The following is a 17,123-nucleotide window of genomic DNA, read 5'->3' on the forward strand; positions in this document are numbered from 1 at the left end:
TTTATTTACAAAAATAAAAAAGCTCTCCTAATTAAGAAAGCTTTTACTATCACAATCTATGAAATTTTTAGTTAACCAAAGGCTTAGGGCTCGGAAATCCCATTCGCAATTGCTAATAAAAACATTAAGCCGGAAAGCAACACAATAAAGATGCTGTTTGCGATAATGCTAAACCACACAACGCTCGGCTTCTTCGTTCGGACTCCTAAAACTAATGCCACAATAAAACCAAGGTCTATTGCAAAAAACAGCCACAGTGCAATAGTCATATCTCCGCTTCTGTTTGGAAAAATTGAATTTGATGGAAATATCCAATCTGCAAAAAACACTACAAACGCAGCCACCAACAAAATAACCGTTAATAAAATTGGCTTATTTTCTTTTGAAACACCCATTTCAAATATCCTCCTAACTAAAGAAAATAATACCATATAATATTTAATTGAAATATACAAATTACAAAGTCTCAACATCAGAAAGAAAAAAAGGACATAGATTTTTATTAACGGGTTCTTTTCTGGGGGGTAAAACTTAATTTCATAATGCATTCTAGTATGAATTGACACATGAATTCACGTTTTTTATTTGCTTGATATTACTTCTATATTTGCTATTCCCCCTTAAATTCAAGCAGAAATTCGCATAAAAATTCTCGAATATGGAAATAATTATTTGAATTTAACCGTGAATTATTTAGTGAGTTCTAAGGATATTATTTATTTCAAGTAGGGTCTGATATCTTTCATTATTGATTCACTTTATTAAACTGTTTGGAAGTTTTGTTGAACAAGTTGTAAATTTAACCTTCTAAAGTAAGAGCATTTCTTTGTGATGAGAAATGCTTTTTATTTTGCTTAAAATTAAAAGCATATTTCAATAATAACAATAATAGTATAACAAAAAACGATAATATTTTATTGTAAAACGATAAATCATATGTTAAATTCTTATTATCATTAAATAAGTGAGGTGTTTTTATGAATGTTAAACGAGGTTCTACCACTTTCTTAAAGGTAATAATTTTTCTGATTGGAATTGCAGTGCTTGCCGCATGTATATTTTTGTTGCCTGAAGCAGCCAGAAGAGATGCTATAGAGCGTCCTGGTGATTATTCGCTATATCCACTTTTGGTATGTACATATGGAATATGTATCACGTTTTCTGTGGCGTTGTATCAAATTTTTAAACTTTTAACCTATATCGAAAAGAATAATGCTTTCTCTGAGTTATCTCTTCAGTCTTTGAAGATAATAAAAAAATGCACTTTTACTGTCATTTTCTTTATTTTGTTAGCAATAGTTTATTTAAGGGTGCATGCTCAATTCACAGGTGATGATGCAGCAGGTCCAATATCTCTAGGTCTAATGGGCATCTTGGCAACAAGTATCATCGCAGCCATTGTGGACGTGTTTCAAAAACCTATAAAGAATGTCATGGATTCACAGCCAAAAAACAATTAACATTTAGAAATATAGGAGAGGTGTTTTTTATGAAGATAGCAACCACATTATTTTTGAAGATAGCAGTTATTCTCATTGGAATTCCGGTTCTCGCTTTGTGCATATTTCTGGTTCCTGAACTGGCAGATGCGGTAGCGGATTTCTTAGGTATTCATTCCATAGAATATATCATTTTCATCCTTTTATATGGAGGAACATTACCTTTTTACTTCGCCCTTTACCAAGCTTTTAAACTGTTAAGTTATATTGACAAGAACATTGCTTTCTCCGAATTGTCTGTTCGAATTTTAATGAGCATCAAATACTGCGCCATTTCCATCTGTAGTTTGCATGTTTTAGGTTTACCCGTCTATTATCTCGTGGCAGATAAAGACGATGCCCCAGGTCTCATATTTGTTGGAATGGTCATTCCTTTTGCTTCGTTGGTTATCGCAGTTTTTGCTGCTGTTCTCCAAAGGCTTTTGCAAGAAGCGATTAACATAAAATCAGAAAATGATTTAACGGTCTGAGGTGGAGGATATGGCAATTATTATTAATATTGATGTGATGTTAGCAAAACGAAAAATGAGCGTAACCGAGCTTTCAGAGAGGGTTGGAATTACTATGGCGAATCTTTCCATCCTGAAAAATGGGAAAGCAAAAGCGGTTCGTTTTTCAACATTAGAAGCAATATGTAAGACTTTGGATTGTCAGCCAGGCGATATTTTGGAGTACAAAAGCGACGAAGACAATCAATAATAAAAGACCATAAATTTCTTCAATCATGAGGATTAGGTATTGAAATTAAAATGAAGGGGCAGCTTAATTGCTGTCCCTTCTCTGCTTTTATTGATTTTTTTTAATTAGAGAACTCGATTGAGAATTATATTGATATGGGTGACAATCTTAGACATAGCTCATTCCAAATATTCTTCCGCTAAATGTGGGTTTAAATAGCGAGCCATACCGGTTTTCATTTTACGAAACCCTGCTTTTTTATAAAACTCTTCATTTCCTGCTGTGGAAACAAGATGAACGCAGGAAATATCGTCAAGCTGAGCAAGCAGGTTCTCTATAATTTGCTGTCCAATTCCTTTGTTTTGATACTCCTTATCAATCACAACATCATAAATCGCAGCATTAAACACACCGTCGGAAAGAGCTCTGCCCAACCCTGTTATTTTATTTTCATCATAAGCAATCGCTACTACGTTGCTTGCTTGAAATATTTTTTTGATTTTTTCTTCATCATGGTTCTTCCACCCGACAGAGCGGTAAATTTCTTTCATCCTCGACCACTCAACGTTTTCTATAGAATGTGAAAAGGAAATTTTCATAGAATCTACTCCTTTTATTTTTATATAAACTATTTCTGTTTTCAAAAACAAAAGTCCTTGGTGATCATTCATTTATCTTTCAAATCATAACGAGTATTAAGGGTATAAAAACATATATTCAATATATAAATGTAGACAAAAATAAAAGTTCAAATCATATACGATTTGAACCTAAAATAAATACTCGATTTATAGACTCCCTAAAAAATGAATAAATTTCTTAAGACTTTGTGAGCGCTGCTTCCCTTTCTTTACTACAAAATCAATATGAACGTCTTCTGGAAGCTCTTGATATTGAATGCTTTTTATATCACCACGAGAATTTACTACGCTAGCCGGGACTACACTTATACCTAGTCCATCGCGGACGCCTTGTAAAATAGCTTCTAATGAATCAAACTCCATGATGCTGGCTTTATGTATATGATGTTCTTTTGAAAACGCTAATAGTCTGTTTCTATAGATGCAGTTCGCATCACTATTGATGAGCAGCGTTGGTTGGTCTTTTTCTTCTCTAGCTTCATATAGAGATGAGATAAGCACCATTTTTTCTGCATAGCGATAAACTCTTTCAAACTGAGCCTCGTTATAGGTACCGCTAAGAAAAAGTCCATCAATTTCCCCGTACGAAAGCATTTCCGGTAAGGCGTGTTTCCTATCTGTTTTTATTTTAACCTCAATATCCCGATGTTCTTTCAAAAAAGACGAGAACAAAAAAGGAACTTTAGTAGCAGAAACTGTCTGAGACGCACCAATGATTAAAGACTTTCTAAACTTATTCGGATTAACTTCTGCTTTAGCTTCCTCCATTAAACGTAAAATACGCTGGGCGTAGTCAAACAAAGCTTCCCCTTCGTTTGTTAACGTAACTCCTCGATTCGTGCGTATCAATAATTTGGTGTCTAATTCTTCCTCTAGATTTTTAATCCGCTGGCTGATATGCGGCTGCACGTATCCTAATACTTCCGCAGCTCTTGATAGTGACTTTGATTCTGCCACACATTTGAACATTCGTAAGTCTTGGCTTTCCAATTTTAATTCCTCCGCTGATATCATTTTAAATGATACCTCTCTTAGTATTACCTATTATATCCTTTTTCTCTTCGAAGATATAATAAAAGATGTTAAGAGAAAGGAAGGTTTATAGAAATGATCGATTTTAAAAATAAAGTATTTATTATTACGGGCGGCGGCACTGGTGTAGGCAAAGCTACGGCTTTAAAGCTAGCTGACATGGGCGCAAAACTTGTGATAAACTACAACAACTCAGAAAAAGAAGCTAAAAAAGTTGTGAAAGAAATCTCAGAAAAAGGAAGTATGGCTTTTGCTTTTCGAGCGAATGTAGCCAACGAGCACGAAGTGAATGAAATGATTCATCAAACGATTACACAATTCGAACGGTTAGATGGATTAGTGAATAATGCTAGTATTACAGCTCAAATCCCGATGAATGACTTAGAGTCTGCAACGGATGACGTATGGGACTCTTTATATGATGTAAACGTAAAAGGCATGTTTCACTGTGTAAAAGCAGCCGTTCCACATATGAAAAAGCAAAAGTCAGGAGCGATTGTTAATGTAGGAAGTGTCGCTGGTACAACTGGAATCGGCTCGTCTATTCCCTATGCAGCAACAAAAGCAGCAATTCATACGATGACAAAATCGTTAGCGATTGCACTCGCACCCCATATTCGAGTAAACTGCATCTCTCCTGGTGCAGTCGACACAAGGTGGTGGGCTGGCAACGAAGATAAAATGTATCAGCTTGCAGGCAATCTACCTCTTCAGCGCATTTCTTCTCCTGAAGATATCGCAGATGCCATCTTGTTTCAGTTAAAGCAAGAGTCCGTGACGGGCCAAGTATTTACGATTGATAACGGGCAAACTCTTTAAGCATATGCGAATATTCCTAAAAAACAAACCCCACTACTAGCAAGAAATAGTAGCGGGGTCCTAACAAGGCTACTGATTTTATCATTCTTTCCCCAGTGAAAACCCTTCAAACAGCCGGCCTCCATGTGGTTCTAACACTTTATCCACCAGTTGAATTACTTTATCTTTATTCCCTGTTTTATAAAAGGTATCAAATGCCTCTACAAACTCTTTACTAAAGCGTTCATTATAGAGATTCAAAGACCTGACAATCCATTTAGAATCCCCGATCCAATGACCGTTTGTTCTTAACACAAATTCGTGGGTTATGTAAGCGAGCGTGTTGGCAATAAAAAGTGATTCACCTGTATCTAAAGAACCGATTAAATCATCTAAGGCATCGCTTATAAAATATCTTTTTAATCTAATCGTCTCTTCCGGCCATTTTTCCGGGCCTTTTTCTAGTAATTGTGCAGCTTCTTTTTTTATAGACTGCACCACTCCTTTATCCACTAAAATAATGCCCTCGGAAATCATTCTCGGCAGTGACGGTCTAGCCCTCTTACAGTCGCTTTTAAAAAAGGCTTGGTATGAAGTCAGATTATGAGCAAAAACTTCAATTGCCCATCCAAACTCAATGAGAGACTCTCTAAAAGAAGAAGTAAAATTATCATCAAAAATAACAAGATCAAGGTCGGACGTGTGTGTAGCTTCTCCTCTCACTACGCTTCCAGTGAGTAATGCGCCTTGACAGTTAGGGTAATGTTTAAAAATAAATTGTTTAGCTGCTTGCAGCGGTTCTAAGCTTTTTAGCTCTTTCATCATATTCCTCCAGAAAATGATATATATTGTTTTTCTGGTTAGAACGTGGAAATTCCTTTAACAATCAGTTCTTAATTTAACCTTGCTGAACATGTCTACCATAGTTACTTTTAGTTACCATGATTTAAATGACTCTTTTATGCAACTCCCCCTTGCCTTAAAGTCGACTTTAACGTTTAAGCTAGTTTTATAGTTTTTAAACTAAAAAAAAGGGGAAACACTATGCTAATTAAAAGAATGACGGTGCAGCTTTCCGGTGAACTTCTAGCGAGACATACAGCTTTGTTTGTACGCCAAGCATGTTCGTTTCAAAGTGATATTTTTCTTGCGAAAGACGGAAAATGTGTAAGTGGAAAAAGCATCATGAAGGTAATGGCTTTAGCTGTTAAGAAAGGAGATGAAATAACACTGCTAACAAATGGAGTGGATGAACACGCCGCCGCTTGCACCCTTGAAGAATTTCTTTTAACTAAACAAAGATAGAAAACTGCCATGCTATTCCTTCCTTTCCTTTTTTCATAAAGTCATAGAAAGAAATTTTTTTCAAAAAGGTCTTGCTTTAAAGTCGACTTTAACGTTTAAGCTAGTATTGTAGTTTTTAAATACATCAAGCGTAGTCAGTGAATGCAAGGGCATTAGCAACTGGTTATGTTTAATTTGAAAGGATTGTGTTTTTACTTATGTGTAATAATCATCAACATACAACAACATCACGTGTTTTAAGTGCGCCGCACGCAAAGGCAAAATTCGAGAACACGACAATTGAACGCAGAGAACTGCGAGCAGACGACGTTTTAATTGATATTAAGTTTAGCGGTATCTGTCACTCTGATATTCATAGTGCATTTGATGAGTGGGGCGGCGGAATGTTCCCGATGGTTCCTGGTCATGAAATCGCAGGAGTAGTTGAAGCGGTTGGAGAAAACGTAACAAAATACAAGGTTGGCGATCGCGTTGGCGTTGGATGTTTCGTTGACTCTTGCGGAGAGTGCGAGTACTGTGTAAACGGTGATGAGCAATACTGTACAAAAGGCGTTGTTCAAACGTATAATTCATTGGATTATGACGGAAACCGTACATACGGGGGCTACAGCCAAAAAATCGTCGTAAAAGAAGGATTCGTTGTTCGTATTCCTGATAAGTTAAGTATGGATGCAGCAAGTCCTCTTCTATGTGCAGGGATTACAACATTTTCTCCGTTAAAGCACTGGAATGCTGGTCCTGGCAAAAAAGTGGCGATCGTGGGAATGGGCGGCCTTGGACATGTAGCGATTCAATTTGCACATGCAATGGGTGCTGAAGTGACGGTATTGAGCCGTTCTAACAATAAAAAAGAAGAAGCTCTAAGCTTTGGCGCAGATCATTATTTTGCAACAAGTGATGAGACAACATTTACTGAATTAGCGGGTCGCTTTGATCTTATCTTAAACACGGTATCGGCTAATCTGAACGTGGATCAATACTTATCATTACTTCGCGTAGATGGAACGCTTGTTAACGTGGGCGCACCGGCTAACCCAGATCAGTACAGCGTATTCTCACTTATCACGGGACGTCGCAGCATTGCTGGTTCACTTGTAGGCGGCATTCGTGAAACACAAGAAATGCTTGATTTTGCGGCTGAACACGGCGTTGCCCCTATGATTGAAGTTATCGATGCAAATCAAGTAGATGAAGCGTACGAACGCGTTCTTCGCAGCGACGTTCGCTATCGATTTGTTATTGATATTTCTACACTGTAAGTTTAGAGAGAAACGGGCAGCTAATACTATTAGCTGCCCGTTTTTTGGTTCTTTATAAAATAAAAAAACAAACGATAAATTAGGCTTTAGATGAAAGTTCTTCCTGATACTTTTGTTCTAATTTATCATAGTAATCAATTTTCGTTTCCACTTTTCTAAAAGCCGCGTCCAGCTCTCTTTGTTTTTCCATCATTTTCTCTCTATGCTTTTCAAATATCCGCTTGCGCAAACCGATTGTATCATCGCCTTCTTGTGTTAATTCAACAATTTTACGTAATTCTAAAAGGGCAATATCCGTTTTTCGTAAGCAAATAATAAATTCTAACCACTCGATATCAGACTCGCTAAAAATACGATTTCCGTTTTCATCTCTTTTTATAAAAGGTAAAAGCCCCTGCTGTTCGTAGTATCGAAGCGTATGCGTAGGCAGCCCTACCTTCGCCGCAGCCTCTTTAATATGATATTCCATTCCACTATACCCTCCATCGCCATTCTCAGTACGGCGTTTGCTTTATGTATCTCAGCTTCCCTTTTCACGGGTGCTCTCAGCTCATCTTCTAGGTTTCTACTATACAATATATATAATAGATTCGGCTATTTTCTTTGCTATAAGGTAACTGTATAAATAGTATCATAAACATTAAAGTAAACGTTAAGGCAACTTATAAAGAGCTGCCGTGAAGTCAGCAGCTCTTTTCATTTTTATATAAAATACGATTAATCTGCGGCCAGCACTTTACTTAGTTCATTTAATAAATAATCAAGGGTTTGACTGATTCGAACTGTATTACGGCTTGTAAAACCTTCTGTAAGTCCTAACATAACCATATGCTCTCTTACTGTTTCGATTTCTGTCATTAAGACTTGCATGACAACTCCTTTATACCACTTCACAGCTCATCACCCCTTTTTACTGTGCATATATCTCATATGCGGTAATCTTAAACCTATCATACAGGTTTTTGGGTGTGAATAGCGAGTTTTAGAGCTTCAACAGTTTTATTTTTTATAAAGTCAATATACTAATATACTTATTGAAATAGAAAGTATCACTCCACTTTCTGTTAGAAGTTAAGAAAAGGCCTCCATTTAGGAGGCCTTTTCTTATTTCTTATAAAGCAGTCTAATACAAAGCCTTAGCCTCTAAAATATTCTCTATAATAGGAACCTTTCTCACACTCTATCTCATAGCGCAGCCTCGTTTGCTTTCTGTAAAGCTCTTCGGACAGCTCATTAAATTCACCTTCTGTGATAGATCCATGAATTAAATTGTTGAATAAATTATTAAGATGTTCAGTTAATTCTTGAAGTTTTTTTTCTTTCAATGAACGTCACCCTTTAAAATAATTTTCATCTCCTAAAATTATATCAAATAAAACGTTTTCATACGATATATTTTTTACTGAATTATCGTATTAAAGTGATGAAAGTATTTTTTAACCACCGCCAAACAATCAAAGAGCTCAGATAAATCATTAATCACATGATTTCAGCAAAAAATAAGTGGATAAAGACCACAGACAAAAAGGCAAATGGTATCAACCGTTTTGACAAAAGCATAGGATGAAAAGAAAAATTAAACGAGAAAAGGAGAATGAGTATGCACTATACACCTTATTATCATCAGTGGCAGACTCCAGTGTATTACGGCTGGCAGCCATATGGTTATTATGTGCCGAGTCACTATCACACCAGCGAACAGTTTCAGCAAAGAAACGGTAAATTAAAGGACTACGGACCAAGGCCGTTTGTTATTAACATTAATGAAGCGTCAAAGCAAAACAATACGTACCGCACTGCTTTATGGACGGGAACACATTTACAAGTGACGCTAATGAGTCTTAAGCCCGGTGAAGATATCGGCTTAGAAATCCACCCTAACGTTGATCAATTTCTGCGCATTGAACAAGGGCAAGGCGTTGTTCAAATGGGCAAGAGTAAAAACAATCTAACCTTTAAACGAAAAGTCTACGATGATGATGCGATATTTATCCCTGCCGGAACGTGGCATGATGTCACCAATACGGGTACCACTCCGCTAAAGCTTTACTCCATATACGCTCCCCCAAACCACCCATTTGGTACGGTTCATGTGACAAAAGCAAACGCTCTGGCTGAAGAACATTAAAGATAAGCAGAGCGTTATGCAGGAGTGGAACGCTTGTTCAGGATCAATACTAAGTGAATAGATGGTTGTTGACTAAAAAAGCTCGCTAGAAAATCGGTGTATGACCTTTTCTAGCGGGCTTTTTTTAAACTTGCTATACATAAAGGATTTTGTAGCCAAGGAAAGAATTATAGAATAAACTAATCTTTTTAAACCGCTTAAAATAACTGAAAGGCAAACAGACAATGAAATTTTTTTATAAAATTCCCAAATCAAACGTAAATCCTTCTCTTAAACTAGCAAGAAAAATTATATATATATCTGTAGAAGCAGTCATTATGACCATGCTTGTGATTAAATCTTTTACTGTGGCCTATGAAAACGACATAAATTTAATTCTCAGGCAGCTAAATGAACTAAAAGCTTCGATTGGCGGATTTGGCATAAACGAATCACTATTTTGGTTTATGATAAAGTGCAGTATTTGTACCATCGCTACATTTGATATGTGCTTATACTTTCGAAAAAAGCTAAAAAAAAACAAAAGAGTCTTGTGATTCATAGGCTAAAGTTTTTAGATAAATAAATCCACAGTCACCATACTAATGAAAAAAACCGAACGAGTTGGATTCACAATCAAGAATCAAACTCGTTCGGACCTTCCTTCACCTAAAACACTTTTGCCCCTGCCTCATGTTTAATAGAAAAATAATAAAAGTAGAGGCATATTACACCTCTACTTTCTGTTTAGAAATCTACATCGATATCTTCTTGAATGGTTCCGGTCACTTTTTCACTTTTAATTAATTGACCTTCTTTAAATGTTTCTTCTTCCTCATTTTTAACGCGTTTCAGCTGTTTATAGGAAGGAGCTGACGCAGAGCCAAGCTCTTTTTTAAGCAAATGAATTTCGCCTAACAGCTCGGTTCTTAATGAATGAATTAACGATTGAAAATCTTCTTCCCGGCTGTCTTTCTGCCCGTTTTGTTCCACAAGCTTCGCTACATAATCCTGAAGTTCCTTTGCCTGCGAGGCCTCATACTCCTCACGATTTGCAGCAAGACGTGAATTCATTTCTTTTTTTAATAAGTCAATTTCGACCAACAGCTCTTTTCGAAGTGAATGAACTAACGTCTCCACTTCATTTTCTTTGCTCATTTTTTGCAAGTCTTGCTGTATGAGTCTTACTACATAGTCCTGCAGCTCGTTTGCCTGCTGTTTTTCTTTCAGAAATGAAGACACTTCTGACGGAATGTCAGCAGTTTCGATTGTAAAATTTGCACGTTCATCTCTATTACTTACGGTCTTTCCCCTTGCTCCTATCATATCTGCTGATAGATTGCCAGCTGTCAGAAACGCATTTGATAGTAAGTAAAATGGTGCAGCCATTTGGGAGCTTAGCTGACCGTACCAATCATCTATTGCTTCCTTAAGGCGAGTGTTTTGATGACTCATATCTGCTCCCCCTTTTTAAACGTGAACTGCGTTTGTTTCATGTCTGCTTAAAATTTCAAGACCGTATAAATTTAATTTGCGCGTCTCCGGCAAGAAAAGATGATTTTCTTCTCTGATTTCTTCCCCGTACATGTTATCAATCTGCTCTGCAATAAACTGTTGAAGGATAGGAGCCAATCCTCCAATATAAATATATTTATAGACTTTATCTTTTGGCGATGGAAATAGATTTTCAACTTTCGTTAATAAAATTTGCGTATATTCTCTAAGCGAAGCGTGAATAGGCTCCGTGAGATCTACTTTTTTCCCGCTATTGCCGTCTCTTTGCTCCATTTTTGCTTTATGGATATTGGCAATAATAAACTCTTCTAATGAACGAACATCATCAAAATACTCAAGCAGTTTTTCATTTCTTAGCTTTTCAATATGCTTCAAATATGAAATGTCCGTAAGACACTTCAACGAATTTCTGCTTTTAGGTGCTTGAAGGCCTGCAGGAAGCAGCGCAAGGTCAACCGTGCCTCCGCCCAAATCGACAATTAATGTTTCAAAATTTTTGAATGCATTTGCTTCTTCTCTATCCTGTAATTCAAAATCTTTTTTGATCGCCCAGCGAGCAACTTCGCTTTCAATACGGCATTTGCTCGTTTCAATGTTCACCGTGAGTGTTTTTTCTAATCCAGGAGTCAAGACGGTAACCGTGTGCTCTCCTTGAAAACGTTCGGCCATCTTCTGCTGCATTTCACTGAATTTATTTGTTTTCTTAAGCAGCCAAATCGGAAGCATAGTCGAGAAATAATTAATCGTCACATGATTATTCTCTTTGTCTTTTCCTTTAAGTATGTTGTAATAAGCAACTGAAGCTAAAAACATCACATAAGGAATATCAGATTCAGTTTTATTATGTAACTTATTAATATGGATATTGCCTAGCACGTGTTTCTCTGCTGCGTCTCCTACTAGATAATACTTTTCTACTCCTTCGATTGTTGTAGAAATCAGTAAATTTTGAAGAAGTAATTCCGGTTCATTTACACTTGAAGGAAAATGACCCTCTGCCTGATCTTTTGTGATTTCTACTACGTTTGTAGGAATTTCATAGTAATAACCATCCACTAGCGTTTGAAAAATTGAGTTACCAAAATCAACGTTTTGACGTTTGATATCCATCCTTGTTTCTCCCCTTTATCTTTTCGTGACAACACTAATAAGTATATATTTTCCTCATTTGTTTGTCTAAGTATTTAAATAATTTATGTTATTCTAAATTCACAATTAATTAATTTTAGACGGCTAATGTAATTGAAAAGCACTTGGAATGCTTCTTTTTACCAGTACCCATTTTTACAAGGAATGTAACATGTGACGCTGTGACTTTCCCTTATTTTTTTGCAATATCAACCATTCAATCACTAGCTAGAAGCAGCCACATACATGAAACCTACGTTCATCCTAACACCAAAAAAACCCGAACCATCAATCAGATTAATAGTTCGGATTTAACATCAACTAAAATATTTTTCCCAGCCTCTGGGCTTTTTTATTTATTAATAACGCCATTTGTCTTTTTTTCTTTGCGAATTTTCTGGCAGTTTACTAAAGCCTATTTCTTCAAGACCTTTTTCTAACGTCGCTCTTGTTTTAATTGTTCCAAAATCGACGCCTAAATCCACAACGGTTTGCGCAATTTCCGGACGTATTCCGGTAATCATCGTTTTAGTGCCGATAAGCTGTAAGGCTTTTACAATTTGAAAAATATTGTCCGCTACCATCGTATCGACGATAAGAACACCTGAAATATCAAATATTAAATAACTCAGCTGCAGCTGAGCGCTTTTTTCTAAAGCCGTTTCCATAATAAGCTGCGAACGATGCGTATCAATTTGTCCAACGATTGGCATCACAGCGATTCCTTCAGAAAGAGGAACGATGGGAACTGATAATTCTTCTAGCGCTGCATAAGCGCGTTTTATGGTGTCCGTATTATGTTCTTCGTAGATTTCGACAAATATATGATTAAGCTCATCAAGCATTGGATCAATTTTTTTACTTACATCAAGCATCGTAATAGGAGCAAACTGCTTCTGCTGCAGCTCTTCTGTAAAAACACCCCATATCACTGTTCGAAACAGCGCAAGTGATTTTAACGTTTGACTCAAAGAAAGTCCGTTTTCCACAGCCACTTTTCCTATATCTGTACCCCACTGAACGATTTTCTTTAAAACGACCGAGCGCTCCTCGAATAATGACTCGCCTAAATACTCAATGAGTTCTGCTCTCCATTTTAAAACTTCGCTTTCTTCGTGGTAAACCAGCTTCCGCTTATATTCAGAGTCCATCAGATCAGAAAATTGTATCGCTAATTCCTGTTTATTATCGATAATTTTCTTCCCTATATATAACAACTCATCCCTCATTTTTTTCTTTATCTCCTTTAGTTAGCAGAATTAACGATTACATTTTATAACAATAGTTATATCACATACAATATAAAAATATAACCGAAATAAAAAAATTGTTAGGCCCTCCCTATTTACTTTTACCCCTATTCTTCTAATCGATATACCTACCATAAAATGATTGAAATTTCAGCGTTTGGGTAAAAAACTACTATGAATTTATTTCTATACTTATAAGGAGGCTTTTTCAATGAACAAACATAAAGGAACCGTTAAATCTTTCAACGAATCAAAAGGATCTGGATTTATTACACCCGAAGACGGATCAAAAGAAGTGTTCGTTCACTCCAATGCGATCGACCGTGAGGAATATAAAAACCTGGCAGAAGGACAAAAAGTAGAGTTTGAAATCCAAGAAGGAGCTAAAGGACCCAGCGCTATAAAAGTACACCCAGTTGACTGATAGAGTGACATTTACATACAGGTTATGGGTAGACTGTCGAATCAAATACTTTTCGAACCCAAAAACACCTCTTCGACTTTTGTTCGAAAGAGGTGTTTTTTTATATGATGCAACTAATTCTACATTCAAAATTAGTTACTATTAGCTATTTTAAAAAACAGTTCTAAAGTTGTCGGACAAGTATCCAAACATTTCTTCTATGAGTGAATACAGTATAGAGTACTGCAAAGAAAGGGTGATTATTATAAAAAAGTATTATTTCAATTACAATGATAAAGATGACAAATATTATGTAGAAAAATCTTATCCTTACAAGAAGAAATCTCGCAAGGCTTCCCTTAACAATAAGAAAGAGCAGCTTCAAGAAGATGCCCCTGAGGAAGCACGCGGCTGGGCTTATGGACGTGAAGAAGATAGCTCTGAAGAATCACAAGTTTGGATTTATGAACGCGAAGAAGATTTCTATGAGGAATCACATGATTGGGCTTCTAAATATAAAGAAGATAAAGGAAAAAAAGGAAGCACGCGGGAGTCAGCATTTAGAGCGCTCAATTTAACGATGCCTCAAAATGTTCCTGCAAATACGTTTGTAAAAGCAGTTTTCCCAACTGAACAATTTGATTTAGCAAATGAATATAACCCGATTACTTCTACCTTCCGCCCCAAAAAAGATGGCGTATATTCCCTGATTGCTACAATTGGATTCTCTCCTAACGACCAAATGCTAGATTATAGAACTCGTATAGAAATACGTGTAAATGGGACAACCGCTATCGCTATCGACAACGATTTCTTTGGCGGGAACACACCGTTTGTTAATGCGGTATCCGTGTCTACTATTTACAATTTAGAAGCTGGAGATCGCGTTGAAGTTTTTGTTCAAAGCAGCATAGCTGGCACAATTGTCACATCCGAAGATGGCTCACATTTTGAAGCAGCGAGATTTCCTTCTCCAACAAATAACTAACACTAGCTTTTAGCCAAAAGCATCAATCCCCTCTTTTTAGATCGCTTCATTTTTCTAAAGGAGGGGATTTATATAAACATTAGTGGTCTAAAGGTCCGCAGAAACTTTTTAAGCGTTCGTATGTACATAATTCTTTAGTAGATTTATAGCATTAATCCAATGTATAAAATCATGTACTTCTATGTAGTCTGCTGCCTCACTCACGCTTGCTTCGCTAACTTTTCCGTTACGCTGCCAAGCTCTTCAACTAACCCACTTAAAAATTCCGCCGTCTGGCCAATGATCTGCAGCGATTGCAGCTGACGCACGGAAGCAGAAGAAATGCCTCTGCTGCTTGCAGCCGATTGATTAGCAAAAGCAGTCATATCGCTGACGGCATGGAGCACCTGCGTAGATCCGGCTGCTATTTGCTGAGCGGAAGCAGCCGTTTGCTGAATTTGCTCGTGAACGTAGGCAGATGCGTCGGCGATTCGATTAAAAACATCTTCCGCTTCGTTGGCTAGTAAAATACCGTTTTTCACATCGGCTGTTCCTGATTGAATGAATGCTACGGCTTGAGACGTTTCTTGCTGAATATGCTGAATGAGCCTTGCTACTTGTTCGGCTGACTGATTGGATTGTTCAGCAAGTTTGCGAACTTCCGCTGCTACGACCGCAAAACCTTTACCATGTTCGCCTGCGCGCACTGCTTCAATTGCAGCATTTAGCGCCAGTAGATTTGTTTGTGCGGCAATGCCTGAAATCACACTCATAATATCGTTGATTTCCGCAGAACGTTCTTTTAACTGATGAATAACGCTAGCTGCATGCTAAACAGAAATGTACAAACAGTAGTTCTTTTGTATCATTACCTACCCTCCTTCACAAGAAGGGTAAACATGGTGAACAAAATTAAAAGAGATTGAGGCATAACTAAATCCATCCAATCTAAAAACGAACAAATGGGATAAAGCTGCTAGTATGAATCACTTGTTCCAACGCTGTTAATTTTTTTGCTGGCGGCCGATAAGCCTTGCCCTCCATTCAGCACTTAGAAGCCCCTGCATATATGAAACCTACCTTCATCAAAACAATAAAAAAATCCGAACGCGTTTGATTCTCTATCAAGAATCAAACGCGTTCGGATCTTCCTTCAACTAAGCTGCTTTTATTCTAGCTTCTTTTTTAAACTACTTAATTCCGTAATATTCTTCAAGCGTAATGCCTTTACTTTTAATCGCCTGCGCCACTGGTTTGCCTACATATCGCAAATGCCACGGTTCATATTTATAGCCCGTTACCGCATCTTTTCCTTTTGGATAACGAATAATAAATCCGTATTCTGCTGCGTGGGAATCGAGCCAAGTTGCTTCTTTAGTTCCGCCAAAGCAGTCTTGAGCAGCACATGTGCCGTCTCCTTTTGTTACATCAATTCCAAGACCCGTTTCATGTTCACTCGTGCCTGGCAATGCGCTATAAGTTGCCGCTTTATCATAACCGTCTCTTTGAACATACGAACTAAAAAGCGCGCTTTGCGTTGCATGTGAACGGTAAGCTGATACGCCAAGAAGCGTAATGCCTTGTTTTTTCGCACCCGCAAACAACTGTTCAATAGCAGCGGCTGCTTCACTTCGCATTTTTTTCTTTTCCGTTTGTTCTTTGAATGTAAATGGAATCGTTGTATATACTAAATCTTTCGGAACGTAGTTTTCCGGAAGCTTGTTTTGTTTATTCACAACAACTTGGATGCTTTCAGGGTTCGAAACCACTTTCATGCCAGCTAATGCTCGTACGTATTGACCGCTTACATAGCCAACCTTACCTTGATACGTAATTTTCAGCCAGCCGTTTGCTGCTTTAGCCGTCACGTCGAGCTGTGTGCCGGCTTTAAGTGTTGCCATGACAGCACCAGATGTTGAAGCAGTTGTTCGAACATTTAAATTCGCTGTCGCCACATAGACAGAAGCTGCCGGAGTAGGAGCTGGAGCCGGTTCAGAAGAACTCGTTGATTCCTTTACATACTGCGTGCTCACATAGCCCGTTTTGCCTTGATAGCTTACTTTTAGCCAGCCGTTCGCTGCTTGTTCTGTCGACGTTAGCTGCATGCCTTGTTTGACCGTTACAACAATCGCGCTTGACGTCGAGGGACCGCTTCGAATATTTAAATTTGCCGTTGTTACATAGGTTTTGGTCGTTGAACTCGCTGACTTTTTAACATACTCACTGCTTACGTAACCCGTTTTGCCTTGATAGCTTACCTTCAGCCAGCCGCTTGCTGCTTGTCCAACTACCGTTAGCTGCGTGCCTTGTTTGACCGTTGCAATAATCGCGTTGGACGTCGATGGGCCGCTTCGAATATTTAAATTCGCCGTTGTTGTATATGTTTCCGCCGCTGCGCTTGCGACAGTTGACTCACCCGTAAAATGTAAAGAATGAAGACCTAGAGTTCCTGCCCCTACAAGGGTAAAAGCAAGACCTGTTACCGCTAATTTTTTGTAAAATCTTTGTTTGTTCACTTCTGTCATTTTTATACCTCATTTG

The 17,123-nt window shown here is 37.6% G+C and carries 21 protein-coding genes; 9 read left to right on the plus strand and 12 right to left on the minus strand.

Annotation, left to right across the window (positions count from 1 at the left end; translation table 11 throughout):
• Positions 1-83: 83 nt before the first annotated feature.
• On the minus strand, positions 84-395 hold the full coding sequence (locus tag BG04_RS02130; protein WP_034650198.1) for a hypothetical protein: 312 nt from the start codon (positions 393-395) through the stop codon (positions 84-86).
• Positions 396-977: 582 nt separating this feature from the next.
• Here BG04_RS02130 and BG04_RS02135 point away from each other — a divergent pair.
• From BG04_RS02135 to BG04_RS02145, 3 genes are read left to right on the plus strand one after another with little or no spacing between them, the layout of a single operon-like run.
• Positions 978-1,460, plus strand: coding sequence for a DUF2975 domain-containing protein (locus BG04_RS02135; RefSeq protein WP_034650196.1), 483 nt, complete (start codon positions 978-980; stop codon positions 1,458-1,460).
• A 29-nt stretch (positions 1,461-1,489) separates the two neighbouring features.
• The gene (locus tag BG04_RS02140; protein WP_034650194.1) at positions 1,490-1,969 is read left to right on the plus strand and encodes a DUF2975 domain-containing protein; all 480 of its coding nucleotides are present in this window, start codon (positions 1,490-1,492) and stop codon (positions 1,967-1,969) included.
• Between the two features lie 10 nt (positions 1,970-1,979).
• A complete protein-coding gene (locus tag BG04_RS02145; protein ID WP_013058154.1) occupies positions 1,980-2,198 on the plus strand; it encodes a helix-turn-helix domain-containing protein in 219 nt (72 codons plus the stop codon).
• A gap of 158 nt (positions 2,199-2,356) precedes the next feature.
• Here the strand turns inward: BG04_RS02145 and BG04_RS02150 are convergent, their stop codons facing one another.
• Together BG04_RS02150 and BG04_RS02155 are read right to left on the minus strand one after the other, a co-directional pair.
• Entirely contained in the window at positions 2,357-2,776 is a 420-nt protein-coding gene (locus BG04_RS02150; protein ID WP_034650192.1) for a GNAT family N-acetyltransferase, read from the minus strand.
• A 189-nt stretch (positions 2,777-2,965) separates the two neighbouring features.
• Entirely contained in the window at positions 2,966-3,808 is an 843-nt protein-coding gene (locus BG04_RS02155) for a LysR family transcriptional regulator (RefSeq protein WP_034650190.1), read from the minus strand.
• A 117-nt stretch (positions 3,809-3,925) separates the two neighbouring features.
• Here BG04_RS02155 and BG04_RS02160 point away from each other — a divergent pair, with 117 nt between their 5' ends.
• Positions 3,926-4,669: an SDR family NAD(P)-dependent oxidoreductase gene (locus BG04_RS02160; protein WP_034650188.1), complete on the plus strand. Its 744-nt coding sequence runs from the start codon at positions 3,926-3,928 to the stop codon at positions 4,667-4,669.
• An 81-nt stretch (positions 4,670-4,750) separates the two neighbouring features.
• Here the strand turns inward: BG04_RS02160 and BG04_RS02165 are convergent, their stop codons facing one another.
• Positions 4,751-5,470, minus strand: coding sequence for a nucleotidyltransferase domain-containing protein (locus tag BG04_RS02165; protein ID WP_034650186.1), 720 nt, complete (start codon positions 5,468-5,470; stop codon positions 4,751-4,753).
• Positions 5,471-5,692: 222 nt separating this feature from the next.
• On the opposite strand from BG04_RS02165, the gene BG04_RS02170 reads away from it, so the two are divergent.
• Positions 5,693-5,953: an HPr family phosphocarrier protein gene (locus BG04_RS02170; protein WP_034650184.1), complete on the plus strand. Its 261-nt coding sequence runs from the start codon at positions 5,693-5,695 to the stop codon at positions 5,951-5,953.
• 197 nt (positions 5,954-6,150) lie between these two features.
• Positions 6,151-7,212: an NAD(P)-dependent alcohol dehydrogenase gene (locus BG04_RS02175; protein ID WP_034650182.1), complete on the plus strand. Its 1,062-nt coding sequence runs from the start codon at positions 6,151-6,153 to the stop codon at positions 7,210-7,212.
• A 79-nt stretch (positions 7,213-7,291) separates the two neighbouring features.
• On the opposite strand, the gene BG04_RS02180 is transcribed toward BG04_RS02175, so the two are convergent.
• From BG04_RS02180 to BG04_RS02190, 3 genes are all read right to left on the minus strand, one after another.
• On the minus strand, positions 7,292-7,681 hold the full coding sequence (locus BG04_RS02180; RefSeq protein WP_013084180.1) for a MerR family transcriptional regulator: 390 nt from the start codon (positions 7,679-7,681) through the stop codon (positions 7,292-7,294).
• 248 nt (positions 7,682-7,929) lie between these two features.
• Positions 7,930-8,106: an aspartyl-phosphate phosphatase Spo0E family protein gene (locus BG04_RS02185; RefSeq protein WP_230586525.1), complete on the minus strand. Its 177-nt coding sequence runs from the start codon at positions 8,104-8,106 to the stop codon at positions 7,930-7,932.
• A 242-nt stretch (positions 8,107-8,348) separates the two neighbouring features.
• Positions 8,349-8,537 (minus strand): hypothetical protein, encoded by a 189-nt coding sequence (locus tag BG04_RS02190; RefSeq protein WP_013058178.1) that lies wholly within the window; start codon positions 8,535-8,537, stop codon positions 8,349-8,351.
• A gap of 275 nt (positions 8,538-8,812) precedes the next feature.
• On the opposite strand from BG04_RS02190, the gene BG04_RS02195 reads away from it, so the two are divergent.
• Positions 8,813-9,340 (plus strand): cupin domain-containing protein, encoded by a 528-nt coding sequence (locus BG04_RS02195; RefSeq protein WP_034650179.1) that lies wholly within the window; start codon positions 8,813-8,815, stop codon positions 9,338-9,340.
• 726 nt (positions 9,341-10,066) lie between these two features.
• Here BG04_RS02195 and BG04_RS02205 read toward each other — a convergent pair.
• The 3 genes from BG04_RS02205 to BG04_RS02215 all read right to left on the minus strand — a co-directional run bounded on the left by BG04_RS02205 (position 10,067) and on the right by BG04_RS02215 (position 13,191).
• Positions 10,067-10,774, minus strand: coding sequence for a hypothetical protein (locus tag BG04_RS02205; RefSeq protein ID WP_034650175.1), 708 nt, complete (start codon positions 10,772-10,774; stop codon positions 10,067-10,069).
• 15 nt (positions 10,775-10,789) lie between these two features.
• On the minus strand, positions 10,790-11,944 hold the full coding sequence (locus BG04_RS02210; protein ID WP_034650173.1) for a ParM/StbA family protein: 1,155 nt from the start codon (positions 11,942-11,944) through the stop codon (positions 10,790-10,792).
• Between the two features lie 377 nt (positions 11,945-12,321).
• Complete coding sequence (locus BG04_RS02215; RefSeq protein WP_034650171.1) at positions 12,322-13,191, minus strand: STAS domain-containing protein; 870 nt, start codon at positions 13,189-13,191, stop codon at positions 12,322-12,324.
• A 232-nt stretch (positions 13,192-13,423) separates the two neighbouring features.
• Here BG04_RS02215 and BG04_RS02220 point away from each other — a divergent pair, with 232 nt between their 5' ends.
• Positions 13,424-13,636: a cold-shock protein gene (locus BG04_RS02220; protein ID WP_034650169.1), complete on the plus strand. Its 213-nt coding sequence runs from the start codon at positions 13,424-13,426 to the stop codon at positions 13,634-13,636.
• 439 nt (positions 13,637-14,075) lie between these two features.
• A complete protein-coding gene (locus BG04_RS02225; protein ID WP_034655053.1) occupies positions 14,076-14,603 on the plus strand; it encodes a hypothetical protein in 528 nt (175 codons plus the stop codon).
• A gap of 200 nt (positions 14,604-14,803) precedes the next feature.
• Here the strand turns inward: BG04_RS02225 and BG04_RS02230 are convergent, their stop codons facing one another.
• Both BG04_RS02230 and BG04_RS31740 read right to left on the minus strand, forming a co-directional pair.
• Entirely contained in the window at positions 14,804-15,355 is a 552-nt protein-coding gene (locus BG04_RS02230; protein ID WP_051975575.1) for a methyl-accepting chemotaxis protein, read from the minus strand.
• Positions 15,356-15,772: 417 nt separating this feature from the next.
• Positions 15,773-17,107, minus strand: a complete 1,335-nt coding sequence (locus BG04_RS31740) for an SH3 domain-containing protein (RefSeq protein ID WP_034650167.1) — start codon at positions 17,105-17,107, stop codon at positions 15,773-15,775.
• Positions 17,108-17,123: the final 16 nt, after the last annotated feature.

Origin of the sequence: Priestia megaterium NBRC 15308 = ATCC 14581 (genome assembly GCF_000832985.1) — a bacterium.
GTDB lineage: Bacteria > Bacillota > Bacilli > Bacillales > Bacillaceae_H > Priestia > Priestia megaterium.